Below are 26,697 nucleotides of genomic sequence, written 5' to 3' on the forward strand. Positions count from 1 at the left end.
CACCGTCTCCGATGCGCTTTCACCCTCGGGCGACCCGAAGGATATGATCAAACCCGCGCGCGACGACCACCGCCACGCCGGTTCGACCAGCTAAAATTACCAGGGGCGAAGCTGCTCGCTGTAGGTCTCACGGAACAGGTCAAACATTTAATGTCTCCCAGCGTTGCTACGTGCACGCAGAACATAGTTAATAAATAATTAGGGATGTTTCAAGGCCTTAAACGCGGCGATATGGCCCGGAACGGGACGGGCGGGCGCGTATCTTAACGCGATCGCAACGATCGCTCGTTAACCGTGAACCGTGATGCGCCCGCAAGATCCAGACCTGCCGCCCGCCACCGGCACCGAATCGGCCGTCGATGGCTATCGGCGCGACGATGGCGGCGCCTTGGGTTCGCCCGGATGGCGGCTGTTCATCCTGGCCGACGTGACCAATTTCGGGGCGTTGCGGCGCACGCTGGGGCGATGGCGTGCCGGCCGCTTGATCGACGACGTCGCGGCGATCGCGGCAGCCGCGTGGCCGGGGGCACGGCTGGCGCCGGTCAGCCGCTCGATGCTCGAAATCGCGTTCGAGGGCAGGACGCCCACCGATGCCGACGCAGCGATCGCGGCGCTGCGGCGATGCTTCGACCAGCCGATCGATATCGATGGCGCGCCGCATCGGATCGAGATGCTGTTCGCCGGCGCCGCGATGCCGATCCATGACGACGATGATGTCCGGCTGATCGAGGCCGCTGAAGCCGCGCTCGGCCAGGCGCGCACCGACCAGATCGACATCGTGCGCGACCTGACGCAGATCGAACACGCTTATGATCGGATGGCGTTGATCCGCGACCTGAGCGCCGCGATCAACAACGGCGAAATCTTCCTGCAATATCAGCCCAAGGTGCATTTGCGGCAGCAGGAGATCGTCAGCGTCGAGGCGCTCGTACGCTGGCAGCATCCAACGCGCGGGCTGATCGCGCCGGCGGATTTCATCCCGCTGGCCGAGGAAAGCCGGAAAATTGGCGCGCTCACCTTGTGGACGATCCGGAAAGTCATCGCCGACCAGCAGTTGCTGGCGGCGGCGGGATTCGACATTCCGATCTTCGTCAACATCTCGGGCATGCTGCTCGCCGATGCCGAGTTCGTCGACCAAGTGTGTACGATGGTGCGCGGCGTGCCGACCAAGATCGGCTTCGAGATCACCGAAACCGCGGTGATCCGCGATCCCGAAAGCGCGATCCGGCATCTGCACACCTTCGCGCAGATCGGCGTGACGCTGGCGATCGACGATTATGGCGCGGGGCTTTCCTCGCTTGCCTATCTCAAACAGCTTCCCGCGCGCGAGCTCAAGATCGACAAGATGTTCGTGCTCGAGCTGACCAGCAGCAACCGCGATCCGCTGATCGTGCGCTCGACGATCGACCTGGCGCATGCGCTCGACATGGAAGTCACTGCCGAGGGGGTCGAAACCCCCGCGGCGCTGGCATTGCTGAGCGTCATGGGCTGCGACATGGCGCAAGGCTTCCTGATCAGCCGGCCGATCGCGATCGACGCGATGATCCAGTTCCTCGAACAGGATCGCCATCTGGGAGCGATGGCCTCGATGCGCCCCACCTTCGGACGACCGGAAGCGTTCTGGAAGCGTGCATAAGTCGATGTCCAGCGGCCGCGCTGCGGCCCTTGCTCGGTCGCGCATGACTGGCAAGCTACGCTGGATGGCGTTGTTGCTGTTGTTGCCGGCCTTCGCCGTGAACGCCCGCGCGCAACCGAGCAACTCCCTGGCGTCGGACATCGAAATCGCCAAGGGGCTGATGCTGCGCGACCCTGCGGGCGTTTTCAACGCCTCGCGCGACATCGAGCAGCGAATAGTCGGATCGGAAAAGACGCCCGAAGCCGTCCTCGGACTGGCAACCGTCCGCTGGCTGGGCGCCGAAGCGCTTGTGCGGCTCGGCCGCGCCGACAATGCCGAAGGTCTGGCGCTGAACGCCGGACGGATCGCCAGGCGGCTGCGCGATGCGCAGCTTTATGGCGACACGCTCACCACGCTCGGCGGCATCCACGCCGCGCGCAGCGACGCCGCGCGCGCGCTCCAGGCATATCAAGGCGCACACGAAGCCTTTCGCCAGGCGGGTTATCCGCGTGGGCAGGCGATCGCGCTGCAAAATATCGCGAACCTCTATGTCGACGGTGGCGACCACCGGACCGCCGAGCGATACTTCAACCAGTCGGAAGAAGTGTATGACGGCGACGACCGGCTTTCGCTGACGCTCTACAACAATCGGGGCGCCGGCCTTCGCGACATGGGGCGCTACGCCGAATCGGCGCGCGAGTATCGCCGGGCGCTTGTATTGGCCGAGCGGCAGGATAGTCCGTTCCTGCAGGCGCGCATCTTGACCAACCTTGCCCAGGTCTATCTCGAGGCTGGAGACATCGCGCAGGCGAATTCGGTCATCCAGCAGGCGTGGGAGCTGACGACCGAATCGCCCGAAGCCGAGGCTTGGAAGCCTTATGTCCAAGCGTTCGCCGCACGCGCAGCGTTTCAGGCCGACGATCTTCCCCGCGCGAAGTCGCTCATCGAAGCCAGTTTCTTGGGGGTCGATCCCGCCATGACCATGGCATCGCGCCGCGACACGCATGTCACCGCCTATCAAATCTACCGCAAGCTGGGCGACAGCGCCAAGGCGCTCGACCATCTCGAGGCGTTGCGCCGGCTGACCGACGAACAGTCGAAGCTTGCCGCCTCGACCAACACCGCGTTGATGGCGGCGCGTTTCGATTTCGCCAATCAGGAACTGCGCATCGCCCGGCTCAAGGCCGACGAACTGCGCACCAGCATCGAGGTCGAGCGCGCGCGCGTTCGCAACCAGCAGATTTTGTTCGCCAGCGGTGCCGCCGCGGCGTTGGTGATCCTGGCGCTGCTGAGCTTCGGCGTCTTCACGCTGCGGCGCAGCCGCAACCAGGTCCGCGCCGCCAACGCCGCGCTCAGCACCACCAACGTCGCGCTCGAAAAGGCGCTGGCCGCCAAGACCGAGTTCCTGGCGACTACCAGCCACGAAATCCGCACCCCGCTCAACGGCATCCTCGGCATGACCCAGGTCATGCTCGCCGACGGCGCGCTGCCCGCGCAGCAGCGCGAACGCGTCGACGTCGTCCACAGCGCGGGCCTGGCGATGCGCGCGCTGGTCGACGATATCCTCGACGTCGCCAAGATGGAGACGGGCAATCTCAGCGTCGCGCCCGAGCCTGCCGATCTTCGCGAAACGCTCCACGAAGTCGCGCGGATGTGGGCCGAGCCGGTCCGCGCCAAGGGGCTGGCCTTCACGCTCGACATCGATGCCGCGCCGCACTGGATCGAAACCGATGCGGGGCGACTGCGCCAGATGCTGTTCAACCTGCTGTCGAACGCGATCAAGTTCACCGCGCAAGGATCGGTTGGGCTCAGCGCGGGCAAGAGCGAGGATGGCACCCGCCTGATCCTTGTCGTGCGCGATTCGGGGATCGGCATCCCGCCCGAGAAGCATGCGGCGATCTTCGAATCGTTCCGCCAGGTCGATACCACCACGACGCGCCATTATGGCGGCACCGGGCTGGGGCTGACGATCTGCCGCAACCTGGCGCAGGCGCTGGGCGGCGATATCGCGGTCAGCAGCGCCGCGGGGCAGGGGGCAACCTTCACCGTCGACCTGCCGCTGGTCGAAGTCGCCGCGCCCGCGATCGCCGCCGATGCCGGCAAGGGTGGTCTATTGATCGTCGACGGCAATCCGATCGCGCGCGCGATGCTGCGCACGCTGCTCGCGCCGCGCGCGGGAACCGTCCACTTCGCCGACAGCGCCCAAGCCGCCGCCGACGCGATCGCCAAGGCGGCGCCCGAATGCGTGCTGGTCGATGATTCGATCCTCCGCGCGCAAGGCGACGAGGCCTCGCTACCGGCCATCGCCGAGGCTGCGCACGACGCGGGCGCACGCTGCGCCGTGCTGTGGCGCGACCCCGGCGACGACGATCGCGCGGCGCTGATCGCGGCGGGCGCCGACCTCGTGATCGCCAAGCCGATCGCCGGGGTCGCGCTTGCCGCACAACTGTTCGGCGCATCTCCCCCCGTCGACCTCGCAACCGGGGTTGTCTCTCGTGCGGCATAGGCAGATAGCGACCGAATCATGACTGTACCGGCGCATTTCCCGCACTCGCGCAAGCAGCGAGCCCGATGAAGATATTGTTTATCGAGGACGACCCGATGAACCGCCGGGTCGTGCGCGACATGCTCGACGTCGCGGGCGCGACGATGGCCGAGGCCGATCGCGCCGAAGAGGGGCTTCGCCAGATCGACGCCGAGGATTTCGACGTCGTGCTGGTCGATCTGCGGATGCCCGGCATGGACGGGTTCGAGGCGATCGGCAGGATCCGCGCGCGCCCCGATGCCAAGGCCAATCTGCCGCTGATCGTGGTCACCGCCGACACCGCGGTCGACCTTGCCGAGCGCTGCATGGCGATCGGCGCCGACGCGGTGATCTTCAAGCCGGTGGCGATGGACGCGCTGTTCGACGCGATCGGCAGCGTGCTGGCGCGCAAGGCCGACGACGGCGGGATGATCCTCTAGGGCTTTAGTCCTCCAGGATCATGCTGTGGCGCCTCGTGTCGCGCATCGTCAGATAGGTGACCAGCGACACCCCGATCATCCCGGTGACGTACCAGTAGAATCCCTGTTCGAACCCCGAATCCTTGAACCACAAGGCGATATATTCGGCGGTCCCGCCGAAAATCGCGTTGGCGATCGCATAGGGCAGCGCGACCCCCAAAGTGCGGATATGCGCGGGAAACATCTCGGCCTTCACCACCCCCGAAATTGCGCTGTAGCCGCTGACGATCACCAGCGCACCGAAACAGATCGCAAACGCCGTCAGGGCATCGCGCGTCTGCGCCAGCGTGGTGAAGATCGGATAGGTCAGCAGCACACCCAGCACGCCGAACGCGACCATCAACGGCTTGCGCCCGATCCGATCGGACAGCGCACCGACCGCGGGCTGAAGCAGCATGAACAGGAACAAGCTGGCGGCGTTGATCGCCGAGGCGGTTTCGCGGTCGAAGCCGCTGGTGTTGACCAGGAACTTCTGCATGTAGATCGAATAGGCATAGAAGGCGAGCGTGCCGCCCGCGGTCAGCGACAACACCGTCATCGTCTCGCGCGGATGGTGGCGCAGCAGCGCGACGAACCCCGATCGCGGCGCGCCGGCGTCCTTGGCATTCTCGAAGCTCTCGGTCTCGAGCAGCCCGCGCCGCAGCCAGAACACGCTGATCGCCAGCGCGCCACCGATCGCGAAGGGAATTCGCCAGCCCCACGCCTCGAGCGCCGCCTCGCTCATCGTCGCCTGGAGCAGCAGCAATACGCAAAGCGCCAGCAACTGCCCCGCGATCAACGTGACATATTGGAAGCTCGCGAAGAAGCCGCGGCGGTTGCGGCCCGCCATCTCGGAAAGATACGTCGCGCTCGCGCCATATTCGCCGCCGACCGACAGCCCCTGCAGCAGCCGTGCGATCAGCAACAATGCCGGCGCCGCGACCCCGATCGAGGCGTAGGTCGGCGTCACAGCGATCATCAGCGACCCGACGCACATCAGCGTAACCGATAGCGTCAGTCCCGCCTTGCGCCCCTTGCGATCCGAATAGACCCCCATCAGCCAGCCGCCGATCGGCCGCATGAAGAAGCCGAGCGCGAAGACCGCCGCGGCCTGCAATAACTCGACCGTAGGGTCGTCGCCTGGGAAGAAGCGCGGCGCGAAATACAGCGTGAAGGCGGCATAGGCGTACCAGTCATACCATTCGACCAGATTGCCCGCCGACCCGCCCAGGATCGACCGGAGCCGTTCGCGGGTGAGCGGGGCGGGCGCGTCGCTGTGGGGGATGATGGCCATTTGGCTTCGCTCGCGCTCGTTGTCCTGCTACCCGGCTTAGCGAGGCTTCGCCCGGCAGGACAAGTCGCGTGCGGTGGGGTTAGAGAAAGCCGCGCATATGGGTTGATACGCGCGCGCCATGTTGCTACGTGGCCAACCAGCGCCCGGGAACCCCGTTTCCGGCGATCATGATTCTATAGACCAAGACTTTTCTGCAGTTACGAAATCGGAGTTTCCCGACCTCATGCAAATCATCGTTCGCGACAACAACGTCGACCAGGCTTTGCGCGCACTCAAGAAGAAGCTGCAGCGCGAAGGCGTGTATCGCGAGATGAAGCTTCGTCGGCACTATGAGAAGCCCAGCGAAAAGCGCGCCCGCGAGCGCGCCGCAGCGATCCGTCGCGCGCGCAAGCTGGAGCGCAAGCGCGTCGAGCGCGACGGCGCACGCTGATTGATCGGTTCGTCGGCTTGCGCCGGCGAACCATATTTTTCCCGTTCGCCCTGAGCTTGTCGAAGGGCTGTACTTCTTTCGATCGAAGAAGGACGGGGCTTCGACAAGCTCAGCCCGAACGGAAGGAAGCGGTTGCTTCCTCGTCGGCCGCGTAGGACACCCGCTCATGTCGACCACCGCAGCTCCGATCCGCCCTACCAAGCGCGGCTATCTCATCTGGCTGTGGGTCGGCGTGCTGGTCGCGGTCCTGGTCGCAGGGCTGCTGGCGTGGAAGGGTACCGCGGCGGTCGTCGCCGATACCGGCAGCAATGCACAGTTCCTGGCCTATAACGCAGGGCAGCCCGGGGTCGAACAGACCGCGAGCGGTCTGCAATATCGCGTGCTCGAAGCGGGCGAGGGCGATGCGCGCCCCACCGATACCGATCTGGTGCTGGTGAACTACACCGGCAAGCTGCGCGACGGCGAGACCTTCGACGCCAGCCAGCAGCCGACCCCGATGTCGCCGACGCAGGTCGTGCCCGGCTTCGGCGAAGGCCTGAAGCTGATGCCCAAGGACTCGAAATATCGCTTCTGGATCAAGCCCGAGCTCGCCTATGGCGCCGAACCGCGCCGCGATCCCAGCACCGGCCAGGAAGTGATTCCGGGCGAGGCATTGCTGGTGTTCGACGTCGAGATGGTCGATTTCGTCCCCGAAGCGGTCGTTCGCCAGATGCAGCAACAGCAGATGATGCAGCAGGGTGCCCCCGGCGCAGCGCCAGGTGGGGCAATGCCGGGCGGCGCGATGCCGGGTGGTCCGGGCGGCCCGCCGGCACCGCCTTCGGCCGGCCAGTAACTGCGAGACGATTGCTCGGCGGCCTAGGGTCGCGGGCAGGGCGCCGGTAGCCATCGGCGCCCGGATATAGATCGGCGCAACCGCATCCGATCGCACCGCCCAACAGCCGTAGTGGCATTCCATCGCATTGCGCTTGAGCCATGCTGCGGCGCACCCATATAGGGCGCACGGGACCGGACGCGGGGCGCGATCGATAGCGCGAAATAGGAATGTCGGAACCCGCTGAAGTCACGCCTGCCGATCAGCAGGCCGCCAGACCCGGAGTTCCGCCGCCGTGTTCGATTCCTTCGACCCGTTGATCCTTGCGCGAATCCAGTTCGCGTTCACGATCAGCTTCCACTTCATCTTCCCCGCCTTCTCGATCGGCTTAGCGAGCTTCCTTGCGGTGCTCGAAGGGCTGTGGCTGAAGACGGGCAAGGACCTGTACCACGACCTCTTCAAATTCTGGGTGAAGATCTTCGCCGTCGCCTTCGCGATGGGCGTCGTGTCGGGTATCGTGATGTCGTACCAGTTCGGCACCAACTGGTCGGTCTTCTCCGACCGCACCGGGCCGATCCTGGGGCCGCTGATGGCTTATGAGGTGCTGACCGCCTTCTTCCTCGAAGCCGGGTTCCTGGGCGTCATGCTGTTCGGCATGGACCGCGTCGGCAAGAAGCTGCACTTCGCCGCCACCTGCATGGTGGCGATCGGCACCTTCATCTCGGCATTCTGGATCCTCAGCGTCAACAGCTGGATGCACACCCCGGTGGGCTATGCGATGAACGATGTCGGGCAGTTCGTGCCCGCCGGATCGTGGCTGACGATCATCTTCAACCCCAGCTTCCCCTATCGGCTGTTCCACACCGTCACCGCGGCCTATCTGACCACCGCCTTCGTCGTTGGCGCGGTCGGCGCCTTCCAGCTGCTCAAGGCGCGCGCGGGCAAGAACCGGATCGAAACCGACGGCGACAGCCACCCCGCGGCGACCGCGCATCCCGAACTGCCGCGATCGCACGCTGCCGCGCGGAAAATGTTTTCGATGGCGATGTGGATGGCGGCGATCGTCGCGCCGATCCAGATCTTCGCCGGCGACCTGCACGGGATCAACACGCTCGAGCATCAGCCGGCCAAGGTCATGGCGATGGAGGGGCATTATAAAAGCCACCCCGATGGCGCGCCACTGATCCTGTTCGGCCTGCCCAACGCCGCCGAAAAGCGGATCGACTATGCGATCGAGATCCCCAAGGTCTCCTCGCTGATCTTGAAGCACGATCTCAACGCTCCGCTCGCGGGGCTCGACACCGTCGCCGACGATCGCGAGCCGCCGGTGTCGATCCTGTTCTGGTCGTTCCGGATCATGGTCGGCATCGGCTTCGCGATGCTAGGGCTCGGGCTGTGGAGCCTGTTCGCGCGGCTGCGCAAGCGGCTCTATGATTGGCCCTGGCTCCACCGCGCGGCGATCGTGATGGGGCCATCGGGCTTCGTCGCCGTGATCGCAGGCTGGATCACCACCGAGGTCGGGCGTCAGCCCTTTACCGTGTATAACCTGCTCACGACCGCCGACAGCGTATCGCCGCTCGCGGCGCCTGCGGTCGGTGCCTCGCTGGTCGCGTTCATCCTCGTCTATTTCGTCGTGTTTGGCTTCGGCACCTGGTATATCCTCAAGCTGATGGCCAAGGGCGTGCAGGACGACGAACCCGATATCCAGGACGATGCGCCGATCCGCAGCGCGGGGATCATGCCTGGGCCGACCCAGCAAGGCGGGCAGCAACGCGGCGGCCGTTCCTCCGGGGGGCAGCGCGGCACGCTGCAGCCGGCCGAATAATGTACGTCAACACAGACCTTGCGACGATCTGGGCGGGCATCATCGCCTTTGCGATCTTCGCCTATATCGTGATGGACGGGTTCGACCTGGGCATCGGCATCCTGTTTCCCGTGTTCGGCGTAGGCGAAGAGCGCGACCAGGCGATGAACTCGATCGCGCCGGTGTGGGACGGCAACGAAACCTGGCTGGTGCTCGGTGGCGGCGGGCTGTTTGCGGCTTTCCCGCTCGCTTATGCGATCATCATGCCCGCGCTGTATCCGCCGATCATCGCGATGCTGCTCGGGCTGGTATTCCGCGGGGTAGCGTTCGAGGCGCGCTGGCGCGATCCGGGGCATCGCCGCTGGTGGGATCTCGCGTTCACCCTGGGCTCGGTCGTCGCGGCGTTCGCGCAAGGCGTGACGTTGGGGGCGCTGCTCCAGGGGGTCGAGGTCGATGGCCGCGCTTATGGCGGCGGCTGGCTCGACTGGTTCACCCCGTTCAGCATGTTGACCGGGGTCAGCCTGGTCGCAGGCTATGCGCTGCTGGGCGCGACCTGGCTGATCTGGAAGACCGAGGGCGGGACGCAGGCGCATGCCTATCGGCTGGCGGCGCGCTTCGGGGTGATCACGCTGGCGGCGATCGCGGCGGTGAGTGCGTCGACGCTTACGCTCGAATACGCCTATTATCAGCGCTGGCTGGCCTATCCGGGCATCTTGCTGACCGCGCAGGTGCCGCTGCTGGTGGGCATCTTCGCCTTCGCCTTTTACCGCTCGCTCAAGAAGCAGCGTGAGGCGCGGCCCTTCCTGCTGGCGCTGGGGCTGTTCGCATTGAGCTTCGTCGGGCTGGGGATCAGCATGTTCCCCTATATCGTGCCCGACAGCGTCACGATCTGGCAGGCGGCGGCCCCCGAATCGAGCCAGTTGTTCATGCTGGCGGGTGCGGCGGTGCTGGTGCCGGTGATCCTGATCTATACCGGCTGGGCCTATTGGGTGTTCCGCGGCAAGGTCGGTACCGAGGGATATCACTGATGCAGGGCAACGAGGCCGACCGGCAACCGCTATGGCGGCGGCTGGGCTGGATGGCGGCGATCTGGGGTGCGAGCGTGGGGCTGCTCGGGGCGGTCGCGATGGTGATCCGCTGGTGGCTCGGGCTGGGCTGAGCGCGCTAGGTGGCGGCTCGACATTCTAGGCTGAAGGTTCGCGCACTAAGCCTGGCGAGTACGAAGATTGCGTCAGCCTGATCCGCACCGGTCACGTCAGAAGCACAAACAAAAACGGCGGCCCGCGAGGGCCGCCGTTTCCGTAATCAAGTCAGCAAGGATTAGTTGCTGTCCGAATCGTCGTCGCCGTCTGCAACGATCACGATGCCCGCGATCACAGCTGCTGCTGCGAGAACGCCGACGATGATGCCGCCGCCTGCAATGGCTTCGTTCGACTTCTTGCCGGTGGTCGAAACGCGAGCCGACTTAGCAACCGACAGAGCGCTTGCGCTGTTGGTGGCTGCCACGACGGGCGTGGCAATGAGCGAAACTGCCGAAGCGGCAGTCAGTAGTTTGGCCAAACGCATGGGTAAACTCCCTTGTATTAAACATATCGTACGCGATTTGACGGTCGCATAGTCGCCACTACTTCGCAAGCGCACAACGACAGCCACCGTGAAAAAGTTGCCACGTTGTTGCCCTGTAGCAACGGTCGCGATAGACCATAATCGTCGTGCAATTGCAAGGAACTGGCACAACCGCTCGCCGCGTTTGGTGGCAGTCAGACCGTTTTGGTCCAAAGTGTTTAGCGACGAACCGGTCAGTAACAAAGACTATCTGCCGGTGTGTTCGGGCGCGGGCTAAAGTGCCAGTCATTCGACCCCATGGCCTGCTGGCACCAGTTGACCGCCAGCGCCCGCTGCGGCACCCGGGCTCGGGATATGGACAGAGCAATATCACTGGTCCGCCGAAGCGTGCTGATCGCGGTCCCGTTGCTGGCGACCGCCGCGATCGGCGCGGGATCGGCGCCGAGGGACGTCGTCACCGCTACTGAGGCCGAACAGGCAACGTTCGAAGCGATTCGCGCGCTCGACAAACGGCTCGCGACGATCGGCTTTGACCTCGGACGGGACAATCGCGCGCTGTGTGATCGTCAGGCGCCGGGGACCGGGCTGGTGGTACATGCGCCGGCGCAATATGTTTCGAACTTGCGCGCGGCTGCGGCGCATTTCGGGTTTGCCGGCGCCGTCGCGGTCCTTGCCACCGTCGAAGACAGCCCCGCAGCGGGCAAGATCGCGCAGGATGAAACGCTGGTACGATGGGGTGATGTTGCGGTCGCCGACCTGCCGACCGCTACCCCCACCGCGCCGCTGATCGCGCTATACGACCGCACCGCGCAAGCGCCCGCCACTGCACCGGTGCAGATCGAGACGATCCGCGACGGGCAGGCGCGAACGACGACGCTCGAACCGGTCGCGGTCTGCCGGACCCGGTTCGAACTCGAGATGTCCGACGCGGTGAATGCCGAGGCCGATGGCGACATGGTCCAGATTTCGTCGCGGTTGTTCGAAGAATATCCCGATTCCGAGGTCGCGGTCCTCGTCGCGCACGAACTCGCGCACAACATCCTGCGGCACCGTGATCGGCTCGATGCGGCGAAGGTCGCGCGCGGGCTGCTCGCCGGGGTCGGCCGCAACGCCCGGCTGTTCCGCCAGACCGAGCTCGAGGCCGATATCCTGAGCGTCCATCTGCTGGTCAATGCCGGCTATCCGCCGCTGGCCGCCGCGACCTTTTGGCGCAAGTTCGGCCCCGAACACGCCGGCGGCTGGTTCCGCAGCGCGACGCATCCCGGCTGGCGCGAACGCGCGGCGCGGATGCAGCAGGAGGGCGAAGCGATCGCCGCGGGGCGGGTCGATCCCAAGGCGCCGCCGATCCTGCAGCAGCGGACGGTCCCGCTCGACGGCGACTGGCGCGCGCTGCTCGCCGGGCGCTGAACTCAGCCCGCGCGCCGCAGCATCGGCGCGGCGTGCTGCGGCGCGGCCGGCTGATCGGGCCAGATGCCGCGGGTATCGTACACGCGCTTGGCGGCGCGCTCCTCGAGCGGCACCGACTTGAACACGTCGTGGTCGACCAGCACGACGAAGATCGGGCATTCCTCGATCGCGGTGTCGATGTCGATCAACCGCGCACCGCTGCCGTCGAACGCTGCGGGCAGCGCCTGCGCATAGGGTTCGACGATCCGCATCCGCTCGCCGAAGCGCCGCGCCAGCGCCTGCGCGACCTTGAGCGCGGGGCTCTCGCGGAAATCGTCGATATTCGCCTTGAACGCGAGGCCCAGGCACGCGACCGGGACGCCGGGCATGCTTTCGATCAGCGCCTCGGCCCGGCCGATCGTATAGCCGGTCTTGGCATCGTTCACTTCGCGCGCGGTGCGGATCAGCGGGGTGTTTTCGGGATCGCCATGCACCAGGAACCACGGATCGACCGCGATGCAATGCCCGCCGACCCCCGGGCCGGGTGCCAGGATGTTGACGCGCGGGTGCCGGTTGGCGAGGCGGATCACCTCCCACACATCGACGCCCATATTCTCGGCCACCACCGATAATTCGTTGGCGAAGGCGATGTTGACGTCGCGAAAGGCGTTTTCGGTCAGCTTGGTCATCTCCGCCGCGCGCGACGTCGTGGTGACACACGCGCCGCGCACGAAGCGGCGGTAGAATTGCAGCGCCTTGCGCGCGCAACGCGGGGTGATGCCGCCGATGACCCGGTCATTGTCGATCAGCTCGACCAGGATGCGGCCGGGCAACACGCGCTCGGGGCAATAGGCGATCGCGATGTCGGGGGTGCCCGGCGTCATCCCCGGCACCTTCAGGTCGGGGCGAAGCGCCGCCAGCAGGTCGCGGACCTTCTCGGTGGTGCCGACGGGCGAAGTCGATTCGAGGATCACCATGTCACCGGGTTTGAGCGCGGCGGCGACGGTGGTCGCCGCGTCGAGCACATAGCCGATGTCGGGGGCGTGATCGTCGCCGAACGGGGTGGGAACCGCGATCACGAACACATCGGCGGGTTCGATCAGCGTCGAGGCGCGCAGATTGCCGCGCGCGACCACGCCCGAGACGAGCCCGTCGAGGTCGATCTCCTCGATATGCACGCGCCCCGAATTGACCGTTTCGACCACGGTCTGCGAAACGTCGATGCCGAGCACCTTGGCGCCGGTGCGCGCGATCACCGCCGCGGTGGGGAGGCCGATATAGCCGAGGCCGAGCACCGCGACCTTGAGTTCGGTATCAGAAAGCATCCGCGATAACCCCAGCGATCCGTGCCGCAGCCTGGCCGTCGCCGAACGGATTGTGGGCGCGCGCCATCGCGGAATAGGCGTCCTTGTCGTCGAGAAGGTTGAAGATTTCGGAAACGATCCGGTCCTCGCCGGTGCCGACCAGCTTGGCGGTCCCCGCCGCGACGCCTTCGGGGCGTTCGGTGGTTTCGCGCATCACCAGCACCGGCTTGCCCAGCGCCGGCGCTTCCTCCTGCACTCCGCCCGAATCGGTGAGCACCAGATGCGCCATGTCGAGCGCGCGAATGAACTGCGGATAGTCGAGCGGGTCGATCCGCGCGATGTTGGGCCGATCGCCCAGTAATTCGTCCATCACCGCGACGACATTGGGGTTGGGATGGACCGGAAAGACGATGGCGACGTCGTCGCGCTGCGCGATACGGGCGATCGCACGCGCGATATTGGCCATGCCGTCGCCGAAATTCTCGCGCCGATGTGTGGTGACCAGCACGATCCGCTTGCCCGCGAACCGCGCCGCCAGCGGATCGAGCGCGGCGGCCAGCGATGGCTCGGCGGTGATCCGCGCCTGCGTCCACAGCAAGGCATCGATCACCGTGTTGCCGGTGACGTGGATCGATGCCGGCGCGATATTCTCAGCCCGCAGCGCCGCCGCTGAGGTTTCGGTCGGCGCGAAATGCAGGTCGGCGATCGGCGCGACGATCCGCCGGTTCACCTCCTCGGGCCAGGGGTGATAGATATCGCCCGATCGCAGGCCAGCCTCGACATGCGCGACCGGGATCTTGCGGTAATAAGCGGTCAGCGCGCCGACCATCGCGGTGGCGGTATCGCCCTGGACGATCACCCGATCGGGCTGTTCGGCATCCATCACGTCGCCCAGGCCCGTCAGCAGCCGCGCGGTGAGCCGGTCGAGCGACTGGCCGGGCTCCATCAGGTCGAGATCGATGTCGGGCACCAGCCCCGCGATCGCCAGCACCTGGTCGAGCAGCCCGCGATGCTGCGCGGTGACGCAGGTGCGCACGGTCAGCCCGGGGGTCGCGCGCAATGCGGCGACGACGGGGAACAGCTTGATGGCTTCGGGACGGGTGCCGAAGACGATGAGGATGCGGCGGTCGGTCATGCGGCGGGTCCTAGCGCCTGCGGGTGAAGCAACCGCTAACTCGCATACCCTGCGTCCTCAGCGCGCGTTGTAGCCGCGAAACCATTCGACGAAGCGCGGGATCCCCTCGGCGAGCGAGGTGCGTGGGGCAAAACCCAGGTCGCGCTGGATCGCGTCGATATCGGCATAGGTGGCGGGGACGTCGCCGGGCTGCATCGGCTGATACTCGCGCACCGCCTCGCGCCCGATCGCGCGCTCGATCAGGTCGATCATATCCCCTAGCTGCTCGGGCTGGTTGTTGCCGATATTGTAGATCCGGTGCGGCGCGACGCTGCCGCCCGATTTCTCGGCGCCGTCGTCGGCGGGCGGATGGTCGAGGCACGCAACGACGCCATCGACGATGTCGTCGATATACGTGAAATCGCGCTGCATCTTCCCGTGATTGAACACCGCGATCGGCCGCCCCGCCATGATCGCATCGGCGAACAGCCACATCGCCATGTCGGGGCGTCCCCAGGGGCCATAGACGGTGAAGAAGCGCAGCCCCGTCTGCGGGATGCGATACAGATGCGCATAGGTTTCGCTCATCAGCTCGTCGGCCTTCTTGGTCGCGGCATAGAGCGAGATCGGATGATCGACGCGATCGTCGACGCTGAAGGGCAGCTTGGTATTGGCGCCATAGACCGACGAGGACGAGGCATAGACGAGATGCGCGACCCCGCGCGCGCGCGCGAGCTCGAGGATGTTGACATGGCCGGTCAGGTTCGAGCGGACATAGGCGCGCGGGTTGGTCAGCGAATAACGCACCCCCGCCTGCGCGCCGAGATGGACGATGCGATCGAAGCTCGCGTCCTCCAATACGGCATCGAGCGCGCTATCGTCGCCGAAATCGACGCGGCGGAAATCGAAGCTGTCGCCGTGCCGCCCGGCCAGCGAATCGAGCCGCGCATGCTTGAGCGCGGGATCGTAATACTCGTTGAGATTGTCGATGCCGATCACCCGCTCGCCGCGCGACAGCAGCCGGTCGGCGACGTGATAGCCGATGAAGCCGGCAGCGCCGGTAACCAATGTCGTCAAATCCCGTCCCCGCTCGCCGACGCTTCACCGACGAATGCCGCAGATTGACCGCGAGGGGAAGCTATTCGGCGGGAACCGACTCCGGTGCCGCCGGCGGACGGGGGAACACCCGACCGCGGAAGATGCCGACGAGCAGCAGTGCGGCGGCGGTGGCGAGGCAATCGATCGCCCAGTCATCCCATTCGCCCGCGCGGCCAACCGCCATCCATGCCTGGGTAAGCTCGATTGCCCCGCCAAGCAGCGCATAGAAGACGAATTGCAGGCGGAGCGACAGCCGCGGCCAGGCCAGGCTTCCAACCAGCGGCAGCAGGCTGAACGCAAGCAGATGCCGATGCTCGCCGCTTTCGACGATCATCCCCAGCTGCCCAGGGGTCAGCGCAAGGAACAGCATTGCTGCGGCCAGCACCAGGAACACGGCTTTGACCACGATTTGCATGCCGATCCCTTCGCATGCGCAGCATGCAGGCGCCAGTCCCGTTTCGGTATTGCCCCGCGTGATTGCCTCGCTCTGCCGCAACCGTTAGGGCGGGCGGCAGTTGTAAACAGGAGATTTCCCATGGCGCAAAAGCCGCTTCGCAAGGCCGTATTTCCCGTCGGCGGCCTCGGCACCAGGTTTCTCCCTGCGACCAAGGCAATCCCCAAGGAGATGATGCCCGTCGTCGATCGCCCGCTGATCCAATACGCCGTCGACGAAGCGATCGAGGCGGGGATCGAGCAGATGATCTTCGTCACCGGGCGCGGCAAGTCGGCGATCGAGGATCATTTCGACATCGCCTATGAGCTCGAAGCGACGATGAAGGCGCGCGGCAAGTCGCTCGACATTCTCGACGCGACGCGGCTGACGCCGGGCAATGTCGCCTATGTCCGCCAGCAGGAGCCGATGGGGCTCGGCCATGCGGTGTGGTGCGCGCGCGACATCGTCGGCGACGAGCCCTTCGCGATCTTCCTGGCCGACGAGCTGATGGTGGGCCAGCCGGGCTGCATGAAGCAGATGGTCGATGCCTATAATCGCGTCGGCGGCAACGTCGTGTGCGGCTATGAAGTCCCCGAAGACGAGACCGATCGCTATGGCATCGTCGAGCCCGGCGCGGTCGATGGCCAGCTGGTCGAGGTCAAGAGCCTGGTGGAAAAGCCCAAGCTCGGCACCGCGCCGTCGAACCTGATGATCCCCGGCCGCTACATCCTGCAGCCCGAGGTGATGCGTATCCTCGAGACGCAGGAAGCCGGCGCGGGCAACGAAATCCAGCTGACCGATGCGATGGCGCAGCTGATCGGCAAGCAGCCGTTCCACGCCTTCAAGTTCGGCGGCGATCGTTATGATTGCGGCGACAAGGCGGGCTATATCCAGGCCAATCTGGCGCTGGCGGTGGCACGCGACGACATTGGCCCCAAGGTCCGCGCCTTCGCGAAGCAGCTGCTGGGCTAAACGGCGATCACTCGTTCCTCGCCGGTCTCGGCGAGGAACGACACCAGCCCGCCCGCTTCGATCTCGGGCGGCAACGCCAGGCCGAGCGCGGCTAGGCCGGTCTGGCACGCTACCAGCCGCACCCCCATTTCGAGCATGCCCGCGATCGCAGCGTCGTCCTCGGCGAGCAAGCCGGTGGCCGCGTCGTGGAGATACAGCGCGGTCCGCCGTCCGAGCGCGGCATTGGCCTGCGCGATCGCCACCGCTGCGCGCCAGCGTTCGACGTCGGCAGTCACGACGATGATCGCCAACGCGCCGGCATCGGTCGCCACCGGCGCCATGTCGGTCAGTCTAGCGTCGACAGGAACCATCGCTCGGTGCCTTCCAGGCCGATCGCGGTCAGCCGGCCCGATCCATAGGCGCCGGTGTCGATCCCGATCCGCCAGCGCCGCTCGTCGACCGCCTCGGTGACGGTATGCCCGTGCACCACGACATGGCTGAGGCTGCCGCGATGGCTCAGAAAGGGCTCGCGAATCCAGAACAGGTCCGATGTCCGCTGCTCGTCGAGCGGCACGTCGGGGCGGATGCCGGCATGGACGAACAGATAGTCGCCGAACACCAGCATCGTCTCGAACCCCTCGATGAACGCGCGATGTTCGTCGGAGACCAGCGTCGGCAGATGTGTCTCGAGGTCGTCCCAGGTGGCTTCATCGAACTGGGTGAGGGACATACCGTAGCTCTGCATCGTCTCGCGCCCGCCGGCACGCGTGAATACCTTCAGCGCTTCGCGTTCGCCCGCCAGCGCGCCGAGGAACAATTCCTCGTGATTGCCCGTCAGGAAACGCGGCGTCGCCCAGTCGAGCGACAAGGTCCGCAGCTTTTCGATCACGCCCGCCGAATCGGGACCGCGATCCATCAGGTCGCCCAGGAAGATCAGATGCGTCTCGGCGGCCGTACGTCCGGCATTGTCGCGCTCGATCTTGGCGAGCAACGTTTCGGTTTCGGCCAGACAGCCATGGATGTCGCCGATCGCGTAGACACGCTGGCCTTCGGGGATCCGGCTTTGCTTGGGCTTGGTCTTGCGAAAAATACGCTGGATCATCTCGGTCTTGCTGTCAGGAGTCGGCCCCAAACGGATGTCGGGGCATAAAGTGCCGCGACCGCTATGTCACCGCACAAGCGGGGCAGCCTGGGTCTTTGCGCAATGTCAGGGTTCGGAACCGCATCGACAAGGCGTCGGCAAGCAATAGCTTGCCCACCATGGCCTCGCCGAAGGGCACGATCGTCCGGATCACCTCGATCGCGGCGAGGCTGCCGATCGTGCCGGTCATCGCGCCGAGCACGCCCTGATCGGCGCAGCTGATGTCCGCCCGGTCCGGATCGCTGCCGACGAAGCAGCGATAGCAGGGGCGATCGGGCTCCCAGCCGCGATACACCGCCAGCTGTCCCTCGAACGCGCCGATCGCCGCCGATACCAGCGGGATTCGCAGCTGGAGCGCGGCATCGGCGACCGCGAGCCGGGTGGCGAAATTGTCGCTGCCGTCGAGCACGCAGTCGGCGCCGCCCAGCAGGTCGGCGGCGTTGGCGGCATCGATCCGGACCGCGCGCGGCGCCAGGGTCACATCGGGGTTCAGCCGGCGCAGCGCCGCTGCCGCGGCTTCGACCTTCGACCGCCCAATATCGTCGGTGCCGAACAGCGTCTGGCGCTGGAGGTTCGATCGATCGACGCGATCATCGTCGATGATCGTCAGTCGGCCAATCCCGGCGGCGGCGAGATATTGCAGCGCGGGCGAACCGATCCCGCCCGCGCCGATCACCACCACGTGCGCCGCCAACAAGCGCATCTGCCCGCCGCCGCCGATCTCGCGCAGGATGATGTGGCGCGCGTAGCGATCGAGTTGCTGGTCGGTAAGCGTCAGATCGGCCATTCGAAGGTCATGGTGGCACGGTACCAGCGCGGTGCCGCGGTCACCCGCGCGGGCAGGTTGTTGCGCGCGAAGCCGAGCACCAGCCCGGCGGCATATTGCTCGACCGTCGGGCAGTCGATCGCGCGCGGGATCGTCACCCGCGCGCCGAATTCGGGGGTGACCAGCACTGCGATATCGACCTGCATCGCCTGCCGGGTCGCGCCGAACAAATTGGGCTTGCAGCGGCCTGCCTTCACCTCGCCGACGACGAAGGCGGTGATCTGCGGGCTCATCGTCGGGGGCTCGCGATAGGACAACGCCGGCAGCTCTTCCCACGCGATCGTCTGGCCGGGGCGCGAGGGCAGCGGCAGCGCGGGCGGCGCGCCGGGGGCGATCGCCTGCGCCAGGAGCAGCGCCCACAGCATCAGCGACCCGTCGACCCGAAGCCGCCGGCGCCGCGTGCGGTCTCATCGAGCGTCTCGACCTCGGCGACGGTGGCGGCCTGCACCGCCGCGGGCACCAGCTGCGCGATCCGCTCGCCGCGAACGACCTCGAACGCCTCGGTGCCCAGATTGGCGAGGATCACCTTCACCTCCCCGCGATAGTCGCTGTCGACCGTGCCCGGGGTGTTGAGGCAGGTGATGCCGTGCTTGAGCGCCAGCCCCGAACGCGGGCGGACCTGCACCTCATACCCCTCAGGGATCGCGATTCCGAAGCCCGTCGCCACCGCATGCCGCGCGCCCGGCGCGAGCGTGACCGCTTCGGCCGCGACGATGTCCATCCCCGCCGCGCCCGGCGTCGCATAGGCCGGCAGCGGCAGGCCTTGCCCATGCGGCAGCCGCTTGAGCGCGATACGGATCGGGGGAAGGGCGGTCATCGGGTCGCTACCTGATTTGGCACCGGTCGGGCGAGGCGGGCAAGCGCCTGCAGCGTCTCGGCATCGTTCAAAATCTCGTGGCCGCGCCCCGGCAGCCGGCGAAAGTCGATCGCGATCCCGCGCAGCGCCAGCGCCTCGGCATAGGTGCCCGCGATCCGCGGCGGGGTGATCCGGTCATTCTCGCCGACCATGATCGCGGTGCGCGTCGTCACCGCGATCCCGCCGACGGTCTGCAGCGGATCGAGGCTCTCGACCGGGCGGTTGAACCCCTTGCCGGGCTTCGCCTTCGCCATCAGCGCGCGCCATTCGGGCAGCGTGCAGGGGCAACCGACGAGCAGCATGCCGTCGACCAGCCGGGGCCGCGTGCCCGCAAGGTTGGCGACGAGCGCCGCGCCGCCGCCGTCGCCGACCAAAATGGTGCGCGCGCGCGGATAACGCTGGCGGTGCGCGGCGACGGTTTCGCCGAGCAGCCGGACGATTTCGGCGGTATAGGCATCGCCATTGCCCGCGCCGCGCAGCCCGGGCGACACAATGCCGCCGGTGCTGCCATAGCCTGGACGCAGCAGCGCGACGACCGCGGCATTGGGAATCGCCGCCGCCGCGCGCTCGGCGAACCCGGTATGCGACGGCGCGGTCTCGGTATCGTCATGGACGACGATCACCAGCGTCTCGACCTTGGCGGGCTTGACGCTGCCGAAGGTCGTGCCCGCAAGCGGCGGTTCGAGCATCGCGGCGCGCGGCGTGGCGGCGCAACCCGCGAGCAGCAGCGCGGGGGTGAGCAAGGCGGGGAGCAGGCTAGAGCAGCGCATCGGCGATCCTGTCGGCTAGCCGCGCTGCAACGGTGGCCTTGGGCAGGCGCTCCCATTGCTCGACGCCGAGCGCGGTCACGAGGTGGACGGTGTTGGCGTCGCCGCCCATCACGTCGCCCGATACGTCGTTGGCGACGATCCAGTCGGCATGTTTGGCGGTGCGCTTGGCGGCGGCGTAATCGAGGACATTCTCGGTCTCGGCGGCAAAGCCGACCAACAGGCGCGGGCGGTCGGGGCTCGCCCCCAGCGTCGCGAGAATGTCGGGGTTGGCAACGAGCGCGAGCGCGGGCTGCATCGTGCCCTTTTTGAGCTTCTGGTCGGCGGCCGCCTCGACCCGCCAGTCGGCGACCGCGGCGACCATCACCGCGGCATCGGCGGGGAGCGCGGCGGCGACCGCATCGGCCATGTCGCGCGCGGTCTCGACATCGACGCGATCGACCGCTGCGGGGGTGGGGAGGGTAACCGGCCCGGCGACCAGCGTCACCCGCGCGCCGCGCTCGGCGAGCGCCTGCGCGATCGCGAAGCCCTGCCGGCCCGATGAACGATTGGCGATGTAGCGCACGGGGTCGATCGGCTCGTGCGTCGGGCCAGCGGTGACGAGAACGTGTTTGCCCGCGAGCGCGCGCGCGCGCTGTTCCACCGTTCGTGCCGAGCTTGTCGAAGCATCGTCCTTCGTCTCGCCGAAGATCGCGCGCTGTATCGCCGCCAGGATCACCGCCGGCTCGGGCAACCGCCCCGGCCCGAACTCGCCGCACGCCATCGCGCCTTCGTCGGGATCGATCACCTCCACCCCATCGGCGCGCAGTTGCGCGACGTTGCGGATCGTCGCGGCGTGCTGCCACATCCGCACGTTCATCGCGGGCGCGGCGAGCACCGGCTTGTCGGTCGCCAGCAGCAAGGTCGTCGCCAGATCGTCAGCGATCCCCGCCGCCATCCGCGCCAGCAAGTCGGCGGTGGCGGGGACGACGACGACCAGATCGGCTTCGCGGCTGAGCTGGATATGCCCCATCTCGGCCTCGTCCTTGAGATCCCACAGGCTGGTGTGGACGGGAGCCTCGGACAACGCCGCGAGCGTCATCGGCGTCACGAACTGCGCGCCGCCATCGGTGAGGACGCAGCGCACGCCGATCCCGGCCTTGCGCGCGAGCCGGATCAGCTCGCAGGCCTTGTACGCGGCAATGCCGCCGCCGACGATCAGCAGGATGCGCTTCATCGCACAATCCTCTGCACCCGCACGCGCCGCCTGTCGAGCGCGGCGACGCCCAGGTCGCGCAGGCTGTCGGGCACGAACACCAGTCCGACGAGCAGCAACGGCGCCGCCATCACCCCCCAATAAAAGGTATCGAGCCGGCCGAAGGTGGCGATCACCACCGCATAGCCCGCCAAGGTCGCGGCGACGCGAAGCCCCAGCGGGTCGCGCCAGCCGAGCCAGCCGAACAGCGCGAGCGCGACCAGCGGCGCGGCGATCCAAAGCGGTACCGCCAGCAACGCGGTCGCGAGCGTGATCGACCGGACGAACAGCCCGAAGCCGTGCAGCCCCGACCATCCGCCCGATGCGGGATCGAACGGCGTGGTTATCCCGGCGACCGCGATCGCGTGGAAGGTCAGCGCCACGCCGAACAGCCCGATCGCCGCACCCCAGCCCAGCGCCTCGCGGCGTTCGCCCTCGGTCCAGGCGAACACCGCCATCACCACCAGATAGACCAACGCGGTCTCGCGGATCAGCACCGCCATCAGCCCGATCGCGGCGGCGCTCTCCCAGCGTCCGGGGCGCCGCAGCCCCAGCGACAGCGCGATCAGCGGTGCCGCCCAGAATTCGTGGAAGGCCCATAGGCCGGTCTGGACGAAGGCGATGAGCCCGCCCGCGAGCATCACCGCGCCGACCAGCAACGCCGGCGCGCTCCCCAGCGCGTCGGCGCGCAGGCGGTTGAGCCAGACCACGCCCGCGGCGGCAGCGATCGCGATCATCAGCGATGCGACGAGGAATGGCGGCAGGCTCGCCTGCACCACCGCGAGCGTCGGCAGGCGGAAGGTGACGAACGGGCGGAGCGGATAATTGCCCGCGCGCAGCAGGTCGGCGGCGACGCTGTAATAATCGCCGCCGGCGTGGAGCCCCGACACGATGCTTTCGTACAGCAGCAGGTCGCCATCGCCCGCCGCCGCATTGCTCGCGCCTTCGCTGGCGATCAGCGGCGGCAGAAACAGCGCCTGGAACGACAGCAGCACCAGCAGCAGCGCCAATGCCAGCAGCAGCCGCGCCTGTGTCTTGCCGAGCCCCGCGAACCGGCTGGGCGCGCGCAGCCACAGCGGCGGCTTGTGCCTCATCCGATCGCGAACATCGTGCCCGCGCCCAGCGCGAGCCCTGCGGCGGCGACCAGCACATAGCGCCAGCCGCCGCCGACGCGCACGATCTGGATGTCGCGCAGCGGCGGGGCAGGCGGCGCGCCGCCCGGCGCGGGATAGCGAAGCTCGATGTTGCGGATGAGCTCGGGCAGCCGCGCGAAGGTCTTGAGGTCGAGCATCAGCCGGTCGGCGAGCGCCGCCTCGGGCCCGAGCTCGGTGCGGATCCATTCGCCGATGAAGGGCGCGCCGACGTCCCACAGGTTGACGTCGGGGTCGAGGCTGGTCGCGACGCCCTCGACCATCACCATCGTCTTTTGCAGCAGCAGCAGATGCGGCTGGGTCTGCATGTCGAATTCGCGAGTGATGTTGAACAGGCTGTCGAGCATCATGCCGACCGACATGTCCTTGGTCGCAACGCCGCGCACCGGCTCGCCGACCGCACGCAAGGCGGTCGCGAACTCGGCCATGTTATGATGTGCGGGGACATAGCCCGCCTCGAAATGGATCTCGGCGACGCGCGTGTAGTTGCCGGTGATCAGCCCGTAGAGGATCTCGGCGAGCCAGACGCGCGCGCGCCGGTCGATCCGGCCCATGATGCCGAAGTCGATCGCCGCGATCCGCCCATCGGCCAGCGCGAACAAATTGCCCTGGTGCATGTCGGCATGGAAGAAGCCCTCGGCGATCGCCTGGCGCAGGAACGCCTTCACCAGCGTCTGCGACAGCGCCGACAGATCATGGCCGGCGGCGAGCAGCGCCTGCTTGTCCGACAGCTTGATGCCGTCGATCCATTCGAGCGTCATCACCTTGCCGGTGGTGCGCTGCCAATCGATTTCGGGCACCATGAAATCGGGCTGCGCCTGCATGTTGTTCTTGAGCTCGGAGGCCGAGGCCGCTTCGCGCCGCAGGTCGAGCTCGCGCAGCGTCCAGCGCTTGAACTGGTCGATCGTCAGCCGCGGGCGAAGCCTGGCGAGCTCGCCCCCCATCTGCTCGATCTGCGCCGCCGCCCATTCATAGGTTTCGATCGCGCGGACGAATTCGGTCTCGACGCCGGGGCGGATGACCTTGATCGCGACGCGGCGGCCGTCGGTGGTAGTCGCGCGATGGACCTGCGCGATCGAGGCGGCGCCGATCGGCGTCTCGTCAATGTCGAGGAACAGCGATTCGAGCGGCTTGCCGAAGCTCGCCTTCATCGCTTCGCAGATCACCGAATAGGGCACCGGCGGCAGCGCGTCCTGCAATCGTAACAAGTCATGCGCGGCGACGTCGCCGACCAGATCGGGACGGGTCGCGAGCGTCTGCCCCAGCTTGATCGCGGCGGGGCCGATCGCCTGGAAGGCGTCGGCATAGGCGGGTGCCGTTGGTAGCGAAGCGCCGAACCGCAACACCCGGCATACCCGGCGAAGCGCGGGCGGGGTGTTGGGGTTGCGCTCGATCCCGGTCAGCGCGCCGTGACGCGCCAGGATGCGACCCCATTTCAGCAGCCGCAGCAGATGGATGGCAGGCGCGGTCAAGGCTTGCTCCCCTCCCTGCAAGGGAGGGGCTGGGGGTGGGTGGAGACCTGGAGGCACGCCAGCCAAGCCGCGCGACGCGTCGGTATCGCGAGCACGCGACCCACCCCCGACCCCTCCCTTGCAGGGAGGGGGGTGATTGCGCGCCCCATCAAATCTTCCAGCCGCTGTGGATCGCCACCAGCCCGCCCAGCATCGGCTCGACCTTGGTCTGGACGAAGCCCGCCTCGCCGATCATCGCCTCGAACCGCGCCATGTCGGGAAAGCGGCGGATCGATTCGATCAGGTAGCGATAGCTGTCCTCGTCACTGGCGATCAACTTGCCGAGTTTGGGCACCAGCCGGTGCGAATAGGCGTCGTACACCTCGGCAAAGCCCGGCCACAACGTGGTCGAGAATTCGAGGCAATAGAAACGCCCGCCGCGCTTGAGCACGCGGTGCGCCTCGCGCAATGCCTTGGGGATGTCGGTCACGTTGCGGATGCCGAACGCGATCGTATAGGCGTCGAAGAAGCGATCGGGGAAGCGCAGCGTCTCGGCATTCGCCTCGGTCCACACCAGGCCCGAAATGTCGCGCTTGGCGGCGCGCGCGATGCCGACGTCGAGCATCGCCGGGTTGATGTCGGCAACGGTGATCGCCGCATCCGATTCGACCATGCGAAAGGCGATGTCGCCGGTGCCGCCCGCCATGTCGAGGATCGTCTCGCCCGCGCGCGGCTTCACGCGGCGGACGAACACGTCCTTCCACACGCGATGCATGCCCGCCGACATGGCATCGTTCATCGCGTCATATTTGCCCGCGACATTGGTGAAGACCTCGCCGACGCGGGCGGTCTTGGAGGTCGCTGCGATTTCTTCGTAGCCGAAGGAGACGGTGTCGGTCATGCCCGTCCAAATGGCGGTTTGCGACTGTCCTGCCAAGCCCAATGGCGACACTTGTGGCGGCGCGCCCGCGCGCCTAGCTCAAAGCCGGTATGCCAGAGCTTCCCGAAGTCGAGACCACGGTGCGTGGGCTGCGCCCCGTGCTCGAGGGGCGGCGGATCGTCGGCGTGCGCGCCAACCGCCCCGATCTGCGCCGCGCGATGCCTGTCGACCTTGGCCAGCGGCTCACCGGCGCGCGGGTGACGTCGCTCGGGCGGCGAGCCAAATATGGTCTGATCGACACCGATCGCGGCGACACCTTCGTCTTCCACCTCGGCATGTCGGGGCGGTGGCGGGTCGATCCGAGCGAGGATCTGATCCACGACCATCTGGTGCTCGAGACCGACGAGGGCAGGCGGCTCGCGCTCAACGATCCGCGGCGCTTCGGGTCGGTCGATCTGGTGCCCACCGCCGACATCGCCGATTGGGGGCCGTTCGCCGCGCTCGGCCCCGAACCGCTGGGCGAGGATTTCACCCCCGCGCATCTGGCAGCCGCGTTCGCCGATCGGATCTCGCCGGTGAAGGCGCTGCTGCTCGACCAGCGCACCGTAGCGGGCTTGGGCAACATCTATGTCTGCGAGGCGCTGCACATGGCTGGCATCGCCCCCAATCGCGCCGGCGGGCGAATCGCCACCAGGCGAATCGCACCGTTGGTCGCGGCGATCCGCGACGTGCTGGTCGCCGCGATCGAAGCCGGCGGCTCGACCTTGCGCGATTATGCGCGCCCCGATGGCGAGCTCGGCTATTTTTCCAAACAATGGCGCGTTTATGGTCGCGAGGGCGAATTATGCGGCTGCGGCACGGTGATTCGCCGGCGTGTCGAGGGCGGGCGATCGACCTTCTTTTGTCCGCAATGCCAGCGCTAAAGGTTGACCCCAGCGGCCAGCTTGGGTAAGGGCCGCGCTTTCCCGGGCAATGGAGCTTCGTTCCACGCCCATCCCAATTAGCAGGTTCGAGGACGGCATGGCGAATACGCCACAGGCGAAAAAGCGTATCCGGCGCAACGAGCGTCGCGCGGAAATCAACGGTGCGAGGGTAAGCCGCATCCGCACCTTCGTAAAGAAGGCCGAAGCGGCCCTCGAATCGGGCGACAAGGTTGCCGCCACCGCAGCGATGGCAGCGATGCAGCCCGAGCTGGCGCGCGGCGTCGCCAAGGGCGTCATGCACCGTAACACCGCGTCGCGGAAGTTCTCGCGCTTGACCAAGCGACTGAGCGCGCTAGCCTAAACGCTTTCGCGTTGCCGAATGCTCAAACCCTGCCGGTTCGCCGGCGGGGTTTTTTGTCGTGTGCGTGGCCTAGGATACGGTTTCCCGTTGCGTTTCGAGATGCATCGACGCGAAGCGAGGATAGTCCACGAGTCGGGCGGTGTCGGCTCGCTTAACACCGCAGAAAAACATTCTAAAACAACGACTTAGGCGATTTTCCAGCATTTCCGCGGGGGTGTCGAGTCAAGCGTTTTATATTTCAATTTCTTGACGTCACAGGCTTGCTCGACTCACGATCGAGTTTCTAAACAGACCTCCCGCAGCGACAGGGTTGCACGCG

28 protein-coding genes are annotated in these 26,697 nt (G+C 66.8%); 12 read left to right on the forward strand and 16 right to left on the reverse strand.

Translation table 11 applies throughout. The annotated features are described in order from the left end of the window. The first annotated feature begins 304 nt into the window (after positions 1–304). From OKW76_RS16015 to OKW76_RS16025, 3 genes are all read left to right on the forward strand, one after another. Positions 305–1,636, forward strand: a complete 1,332-nt coding sequence (locus tag OKW76_RS16015) for an EAL domain-containing protein (RefSeq protein WP_265553049.1) — start codon at positions 305–307, stop codon at positions 1,634–1,636. Positions 1,637–1,679: 43 nt separating this feature from the next. Beyond that, positions 1,680–4,121 carry an ATP-binding protein gene (locus OKW76_RS16020; RefSeq protein ID WP_265549974.1) on the forward strand — a complete coding sequence of 814 codons (2,442 nt, stop codon included), beginning with the start codon at positions 1,680–1,682 and terminating at the stop codon, positions 4,119–4,121. Positions 4,122–4,186: 65 nt separating this feature from the next. Continuing rightward, a complete protein-coding gene (locus tag OKW76_RS16025; protein ID WP_265549976.1) occupies positions 4,187–4,579 on the forward strand; it encodes a response regulator in 393 nt (130 codons plus the stop codon). A 4-nt stretch (positions 4,580–4,583) separates the two neighbouring features. Here OKW76_RS16025 and OKW76_RS16030 read toward each other — a convergent pair whose 3' ends face one another. Next, positions 4,584–5,891 carry an MFS transporter gene (locus tag OKW76_RS16030; protein WP_265549978.1) on the reverse strand — a complete coding sequence of 436 codons (1,308 nt, stop codon included), beginning with the start codon at positions 5,889–5,891 and terminating at the stop codon, positions 4,584–4,586. A 223-nt stretch (positions 5,892–6,114) separates the two neighbouring features. Here OKW76_RS16030 and rpsU point away from each other — a divergent pair, with 223 nt between their 5' ends. The 5 genes from rpsU to OKW76_RS16055 all read left to right on the forward strand — a co-directional run bounded on the left by rpsU (position 6,115) and on the right by OKW76_RS16055 (position 10,095). Continuing rightward, positions 6,115–6,321 (forward strand): 30S ribosomal protein S21, encoded by a 207-nt coding sequence (gene rpsU / locus OKW76_RS16035; protein ID WP_033922075.1) that lies wholly within the window; start codon positions 6,115–6,117, stop codon positions 6,319–6,321. Positions 6,322–6,487: 166 nt separating this feature from the next. After that, positions 6,488–7,153 carry an FKBP-type peptidyl-prolyl cis-trans isomerase gene (locus OKW76_RS16040; RefSeq protein WP_265549980.1) on the forward strand — a complete coding sequence of 222 codons (666 nt, stop codon included), beginning with the start codon at positions 6,488–6,490 and terminating at the stop codon, positions 7,151–7,153. 274 nt (positions 7,154–7,427) lie between these two features. Further along, complete coding sequence (locus OKW76_RS16045; RefSeq protein ID WP_265549982.1) at positions 7,428–8,957, forward strand: cytochrome ubiquinol oxidase subunit I; 1,530 nt, start codon at positions 7,428–7,430, stop codon at positions 8,955–8,957. Continuing rightward, positions 8,957–9,964: a cytochrome d ubiquinol oxidase subunit II gene (gene cydB / locus OKW76_RS16050; RefSeq protein ID WP_256506850.1), complete on the forward strand. Its 1,008-nt coding sequence runs from the start codon at positions 8,957–8,959 to the stop codon at positions 9,962–9,964. Before OKW76_RS16045 ends, cydB begins: the two co-directional genes overlap by 1 nt. Further along, on the forward strand, positions 9,964–10,095 hold the full coding sequence (locus OKW76_RS16055; protein WP_256506851.1) for a DUF2474 domain-containing protein: 132 nt from the start codon (positions 9,964–9,966) through the stop codon (positions 10,093–10,095). Before cydB ends, OKW76_RS16055 begins: the two co-directional genes overlap by 1 nt. Positions 10,096–10,256: 161 nt before the next feature. Here the strand turns inward: OKW76_RS16055 and OKW76_RS16060 are convergent, their stop codons facing one another. Continuing rightward, the gene (locus OKW76_RS16060) at positions 10,257–10,502 is read right to left on the reverse strand and encodes a hypothetical protein (RefSeq protein WP_265549986.1); all 246 of its coding nucleotides are present in this window, start codon (positions 10,500–10,502) and stop codon (positions 10,257–10,259) included. A 387-nt stretch (positions 10,503–10,889) separates the two neighbouring features. Here OKW76_RS16060 and OKW76_RS16065 point away from each other — a divergent pair, with 387 nt between their 5' ends. After that, positions 10,890–11,909, forward strand: a complete 1,020-nt coding sequence (locus tag OKW76_RS16065; RefSeq protein ID WP_265549988.1) for a M48 family metallopeptidase — start codon at positions 10,890–10,892, stop codon at positions 11,907–11,909. A gap of 2 nt (positions 11,910–11,911) precedes the next feature. Here OKW76_RS16065 and wecC read toward each other — a convergent pair whose 3' ends face one another. The 4 genes from wecC to OKW76_RS16085 all read right to left on the reverse strand — a co-directional run bounded on the left by wecC (position 11,912) and on the right by OKW76_RS16085 (position 15,819). Further along, positions 11,912–13,213, reverse strand: a complete 1,302-nt coding sequence (gene wecC, locus OKW76_RS16070; protein ID WP_265549990.1) for a UDP-N-acetyl-D-mannosamine dehydrogenase — start codon at positions 13,211–13,213, stop codon at positions 11,912–11,914. After that, positions 13,203–14,327 carry a non-hydrolyzing UDP-N-acetylglucosamine 2-epimerase gene (wecB, locus tag OKW76_RS16075; RefSeq protein WP_265549992.1) on the reverse strand — a complete coding sequence of 375 codons (1,125 nt, stop codon included), beginning with the start codon at positions 14,325–14,327 and terminating at the stop codon, positions 13,203–13,205. Before wecB ends, wecC begins: the two co-directional genes overlap by 11 nt. A gap of 57 nt (positions 14,328–14,384) precedes the next feature. Further along, on the reverse strand, positions 14,385–15,383 hold the full coding sequence (locus OKW76_RS16080) for an NAD-dependent epimerase (RefSeq protein ID WP_265549994.1): 999 nt from the start codon (positions 15,381–15,383) through the stop codon (positions 14,385–14,387). 61 nt (positions 15,384–15,444) lie between these two features. Then, entirely contained in the window at positions 15,445–15,819 is a 375-nt protein-coding gene (locus tag OKW76_RS16085) for a hypothetical protein (protein ID WP_265549996.1), read from the reverse strand. A gap of 120 nt (positions 15,820–15,939) precedes the next feature. On the opposite strand from OKW76_RS16085, the gene galU reads away from it, so the two are divergent. Next, the gene (galU, locus tag OKW76_RS16090; protein WP_265549997.1) at positions 15,940–16,809 is read left to right on the forward strand and encodes a UTP--glucose-1-phosphate uridylyltransferase GalU; all 870 of its coding nucleotides are present in this window, start codon (positions 15,940–15,942) and stop codon (positions 16,807–16,809) included. Here galU and OKW76_RS16095 read toward each other — a convergent pair. The 10 genes from OKW76_RS16095 to OKW76_RS16140 form a co-directional block, all read right to left on the reverse strand. After that, on the reverse strand, positions 16,806–17,159 hold the full coding sequence (locus OKW76_RS16095) for a peroxiredoxin (RefSeq protein ID WP_265549999.1): 354 nt from the start codon (positions 17,157–17,159) through the stop codon (positions 16,806–16,808). The genes galU and OKW76_RS16095 overlap by 4 nt on opposite strands. Next, positions 17,135–17,890 (reverse strand): metallophosphoesterase family protein, encoded by a 756-nt coding sequence (locus OKW76_RS16100; protein ID WP_265550001.1) that lies wholly within the window; start codon positions 17,888–17,890, stop codon positions 17,135–17,137. Before OKW76_RS16100 ends, OKW76_RS16095 begins: the two co-directional genes overlap by 25 nt. Positions 17,891–17,951: 61 nt before the next feature. Continuing rightward, the gene (locus tag OKW76_RS16105; protein WP_265553051.1) at positions 17,952–18,707 is read right to left on the reverse strand and encodes a HesA/MoeB/ThiF family protein; all 756 of its coding nucleotides are present in this window, start codon (positions 18,705–18,707) and stop codon (positions 17,952–17,954) included. Further along, the gene (locus OKW76_RS16110) at positions 18,704–19,120 is read right to left on the reverse strand and encodes a hypothetical protein (RefSeq protein ID WP_265550004.1); all 417 of its coding nucleotides are present in this window, start codon (positions 19,118–19,120) and stop codon (positions 18,704–18,706) included. The genes OKW76_RS16105 and OKW76_RS16110 overlap by 4 nt, the downstream gene beginning before the upstream one ends. Further along, positions 19,120–19,572 (reverse strand): dUTP diphosphatase, encoded by a 453-nt coding sequence (dut, locus tag OKW76_RS16115; protein WP_416221827.1) that lies wholly within the window; start codon positions 19,570–19,572, stop codon positions 19,120–19,122. Before dut ends, OKW76_RS16110 begins: the two co-directional genes overlap by 1 nt. After that, positions 19,569–20,381 (reverse strand): alpha/beta hydrolase, encoded by an 813-nt coding sequence (locus tag OKW76_RS16120; RefSeq protein WP_265550005.1) that lies wholly within the window; start codon positions 20,379–20,381, stop codon positions 19,569–19,571. The genes dut and OKW76_RS16120 overlap by 4 nt, the downstream gene beginning before the upstream one ends. Continuing rightward, positions 20,368–21,594: a bifunctional phosphopantothenoylcysteine decarboxylase/phosphopantothenate--cysteine ligase CoaBC gene (gene coaBC, locus OKW76_RS16125; RefSeq protein WP_265550007.1), complete on the reverse strand. Its 1,227-nt coding sequence runs from the start codon at positions 21,592–21,594 to the stop codon at positions 20,368–20,370. Before coaBC ends, OKW76_RS16120 begins: the two co-directional genes overlap by 14 nt. Beyond that, positions 21,591–22,706 carry a hypothetical protein gene (locus tag OKW76_RS16130; RefSeq protein ID WP_265550009.1) on the reverse strand — a complete coding sequence of 372 codons (1,116 nt, stop codon included), beginning with the start codon at positions 22,704–22,706 and terminating at the stop codon, positions 21,591–21,593. Before OKW76_RS16130 ends, coaBC begins: the two co-directional genes overlap by 4 nt. Next, positions 22,703–24,235, reverse strand: coding sequence for a 2-polyprenylphenol 6-hydroxylase (ubiB, locus tag OKW76_RS16135; protein WP_265550011.1), 1,533 nt, complete (start codon positions 24,233–24,235; stop codon positions 22,703–22,705). The genes OKW76_RS16130 and ubiB overlap by 4 nt, the downstream gene beginning before the upstream one ends. Positions 24,236–24,383: 148 nt before the next feature. Next, positions 24,384–25,115: a class I SAM-dependent methyltransferase gene (locus tag OKW76_RS16140; RefSeq protein ID WP_265550013.1), complete on the reverse strand. Its 732-nt coding sequence runs from the start codon at positions 25,113–25,115 to the stop codon at positions 24,384–24,386. Positions 25,116–25,204: 89 nt separating this feature from the next. On the opposite strand from OKW76_RS16140, the gene mutM reads away from it, so the two are divergent. Next, positions 25,205–26,017, forward strand: a complete 813-nt coding sequence (mutM, locus tag OKW76_RS16145; protein ID WP_265550015.1) for a bifunctional DNA-formamidopyrimidine glycosylase/DNA-(apurinic or apyrimidinic site) lyase — start codon at positions 25,205–25,207, stop codon at positions 26,015–26,017. Positions 26,018–26,114: 97 nt separating this feature from the next. After that, a complete protein-coding gene (gene rpsT / locus OKW76_RS16150) occupies positions 26,115–26,378 on the forward strand; it encodes a 30S ribosomal protein S20 (RefSeq protein ID WP_256506869.1) in 264 nt (87 codons plus the stop codon). The last annotated feature ends 319 nt before the right edge of the window (positions 26,379–26,697 follow it).

Origin of the sequence: Sphingomonas sp. S1-29 (assembly GCF_026167545.1) — a bacterium.
Lineage (GTDB): Bacteria > Pseudomonadota > Alphaproteobacteria > Sphingomonadales > Sphingomonadaceae > Sphingomonas.

Excerpts from the sequence above, each read along its gene's own strand:
- OKW76_RS16015 (WP_265553049.1), top strand. The coding sequence starts at position 305 with ATGCGCCCGCAAGATCCAGACCTGCCGCCCGCCACCGGCACCGAATCG.
- OKW76_RS16020 (WP_265549974.1), top strand. The coding sequence starts at position 1,680 with ATGACTGGCAAGCTACGCTGGATGGCGTTGTTGCTGTTGTTGCCGGCC.
- OKW76_RS16025 (WP_265549976.1), top strand. The coding sequence starts at position 4,187 with ATGAAGATATTGTTTATCGAGGACGACCCGATGAACCGCCGGGTCGTG.
- OKW76_RS16030 (WP_265549978.1), bottom strand. The coding sequence starts at position 5,891 with ATGGCCATCATCCCCCACAGCGACGCGCCCGCCCCGCTCACCCGCGAA.
- rpsU (WP_033922075.1), top strand. The coding sequence starts at position 6,115 with ATGCAAATCATCGTTCGCGACAACAACGTCGACCAGGCTTTGCGCGCA.
- OKW76_RS16040 (WP_265549980.1), top strand. The coding sequence starts at position 6,488 with ATGTCGACCACCGCAGCTCCGATCCGCCCTACCAAGCGCGGCTATCTC.
- cydB (WP_256506850.1), top strand. The coding sequence starts at position 8,957 with ATGTACGTCAACACAGACCTTGCGACGATCTGGGCGGGCATCATCGCC.
- OKW76_RS16055 (WP_256506851.1), top strand. The coding sequence starts at position 9,964 with ATGCAGGGCAACGAGGCCGACCGGCAACCGCTATGGCGGCGGCTGGGC.
- OKW76_RS16060 (WP_265549986.1), bottom strand. The coding sequence starts at position 10,502 with ATGCGTTTGGCCAAACTACTGACTGCCGCTTCGGCAGTTTCGCTCATT.
- wecC (WP_265549990.1), bottom strand. The coding sequence starts at position 13,213 with ATGCTTTCTGATACCGAACTCAAGGTCGCGGTGCTCGGCCTCGGCTAT.
- wecB (WP_265549992.1), bottom strand. The coding sequence starts at position 14,327 with ATGACCGACCGCCGCATCCTCATCGTCTTCGGCACCCGTCCCGAAGCC.
- OKW76_RS16085 (WP_265549996.1), bottom strand. The coding sequence starts at position 15,819 with ATGCAAATCGTGGTCAAAGCCGTGTTCCTGGTGCTGGCCGCAGCAATG.
- galU (WP_265549997.1), top strand. The coding sequence starts at position 15,940 with ATGGCGCAAAAGCCGCTTCGCAAGGCCGTATTTCCCGTCGGCGGCCTC.
- OKW76_RS16095 (WP_265549999.1), bottom strand. The coding sequence starts at position 17,159 with ATGGTTCCTGTCGACGCTAGACTGACCGACATGGCGCCGGTGGCGACC.
- OKW76_RS16100 (WP_265550001.1), bottom strand. The coding sequence starts at position 17,890 with ATGATCCAGCGTATTTTTCGCAAGACCAAGCCCAAGCAAAGCCGGATC.
- OKW76_RS16110 (WP_265550004.1), bottom strand. The coding sequence starts at position 19,120 with ATGCTGTGGGCGCTGCTCCTGGCGCAGGCGATCGCCCCCGGCGCGCCG.
- dut (WP_416221827.1), bottom strand. The coding sequence starts at position 19,572 with ATGACCGCCCTTCCCCCGATCCGTATCGCGCTCAAGCGGCTGCCGCAT.
- OKW76_RS16120 (WP_265550005.1), bottom strand. The coding sequence starts at position 20,381 with ATGCGCTGCTCTAGCCTGCTCCCCGCCTTGCTCACCCCCGCGCTGCTG.
- coaBC (WP_265550007.1), bottom strand. The coding sequence starts at position 21,594 with ATGAAGCGCATCCTGCTGATCGTCGGCGGCGGCATTGCCGCGTACAAG.
- OKW76_RS16130 (WP_265550009.1), bottom strand. The coding sequence starts at position 22,706 with ATGAGGCACAAGCCGCCGCTGTGGCTGCGCGCGCCCAGCCGGTTCGCG.
- OKW76_RS16140 (WP_265550013.1), bottom strand. The coding sequence starts at position 25,115 with ATGACCGACACCGTCTCCTTCGGCTACGAAGAAATCGCAGCGACCTCC.
- mutM (WP_265550015.1), top strand. The coding sequence starts at position 25,205 with ATGCCAGAGCTTCCCGAAGTCGAGACCACGGTGCGTGGGCTGCGCCCC.
- rpsT (WP_256506869.1), top strand. The coding sequence starts at position 26,115 with ATGGCGAATACGCCACAGGCGAAAAAGCGTATCCGGCGCAACGAGCGT.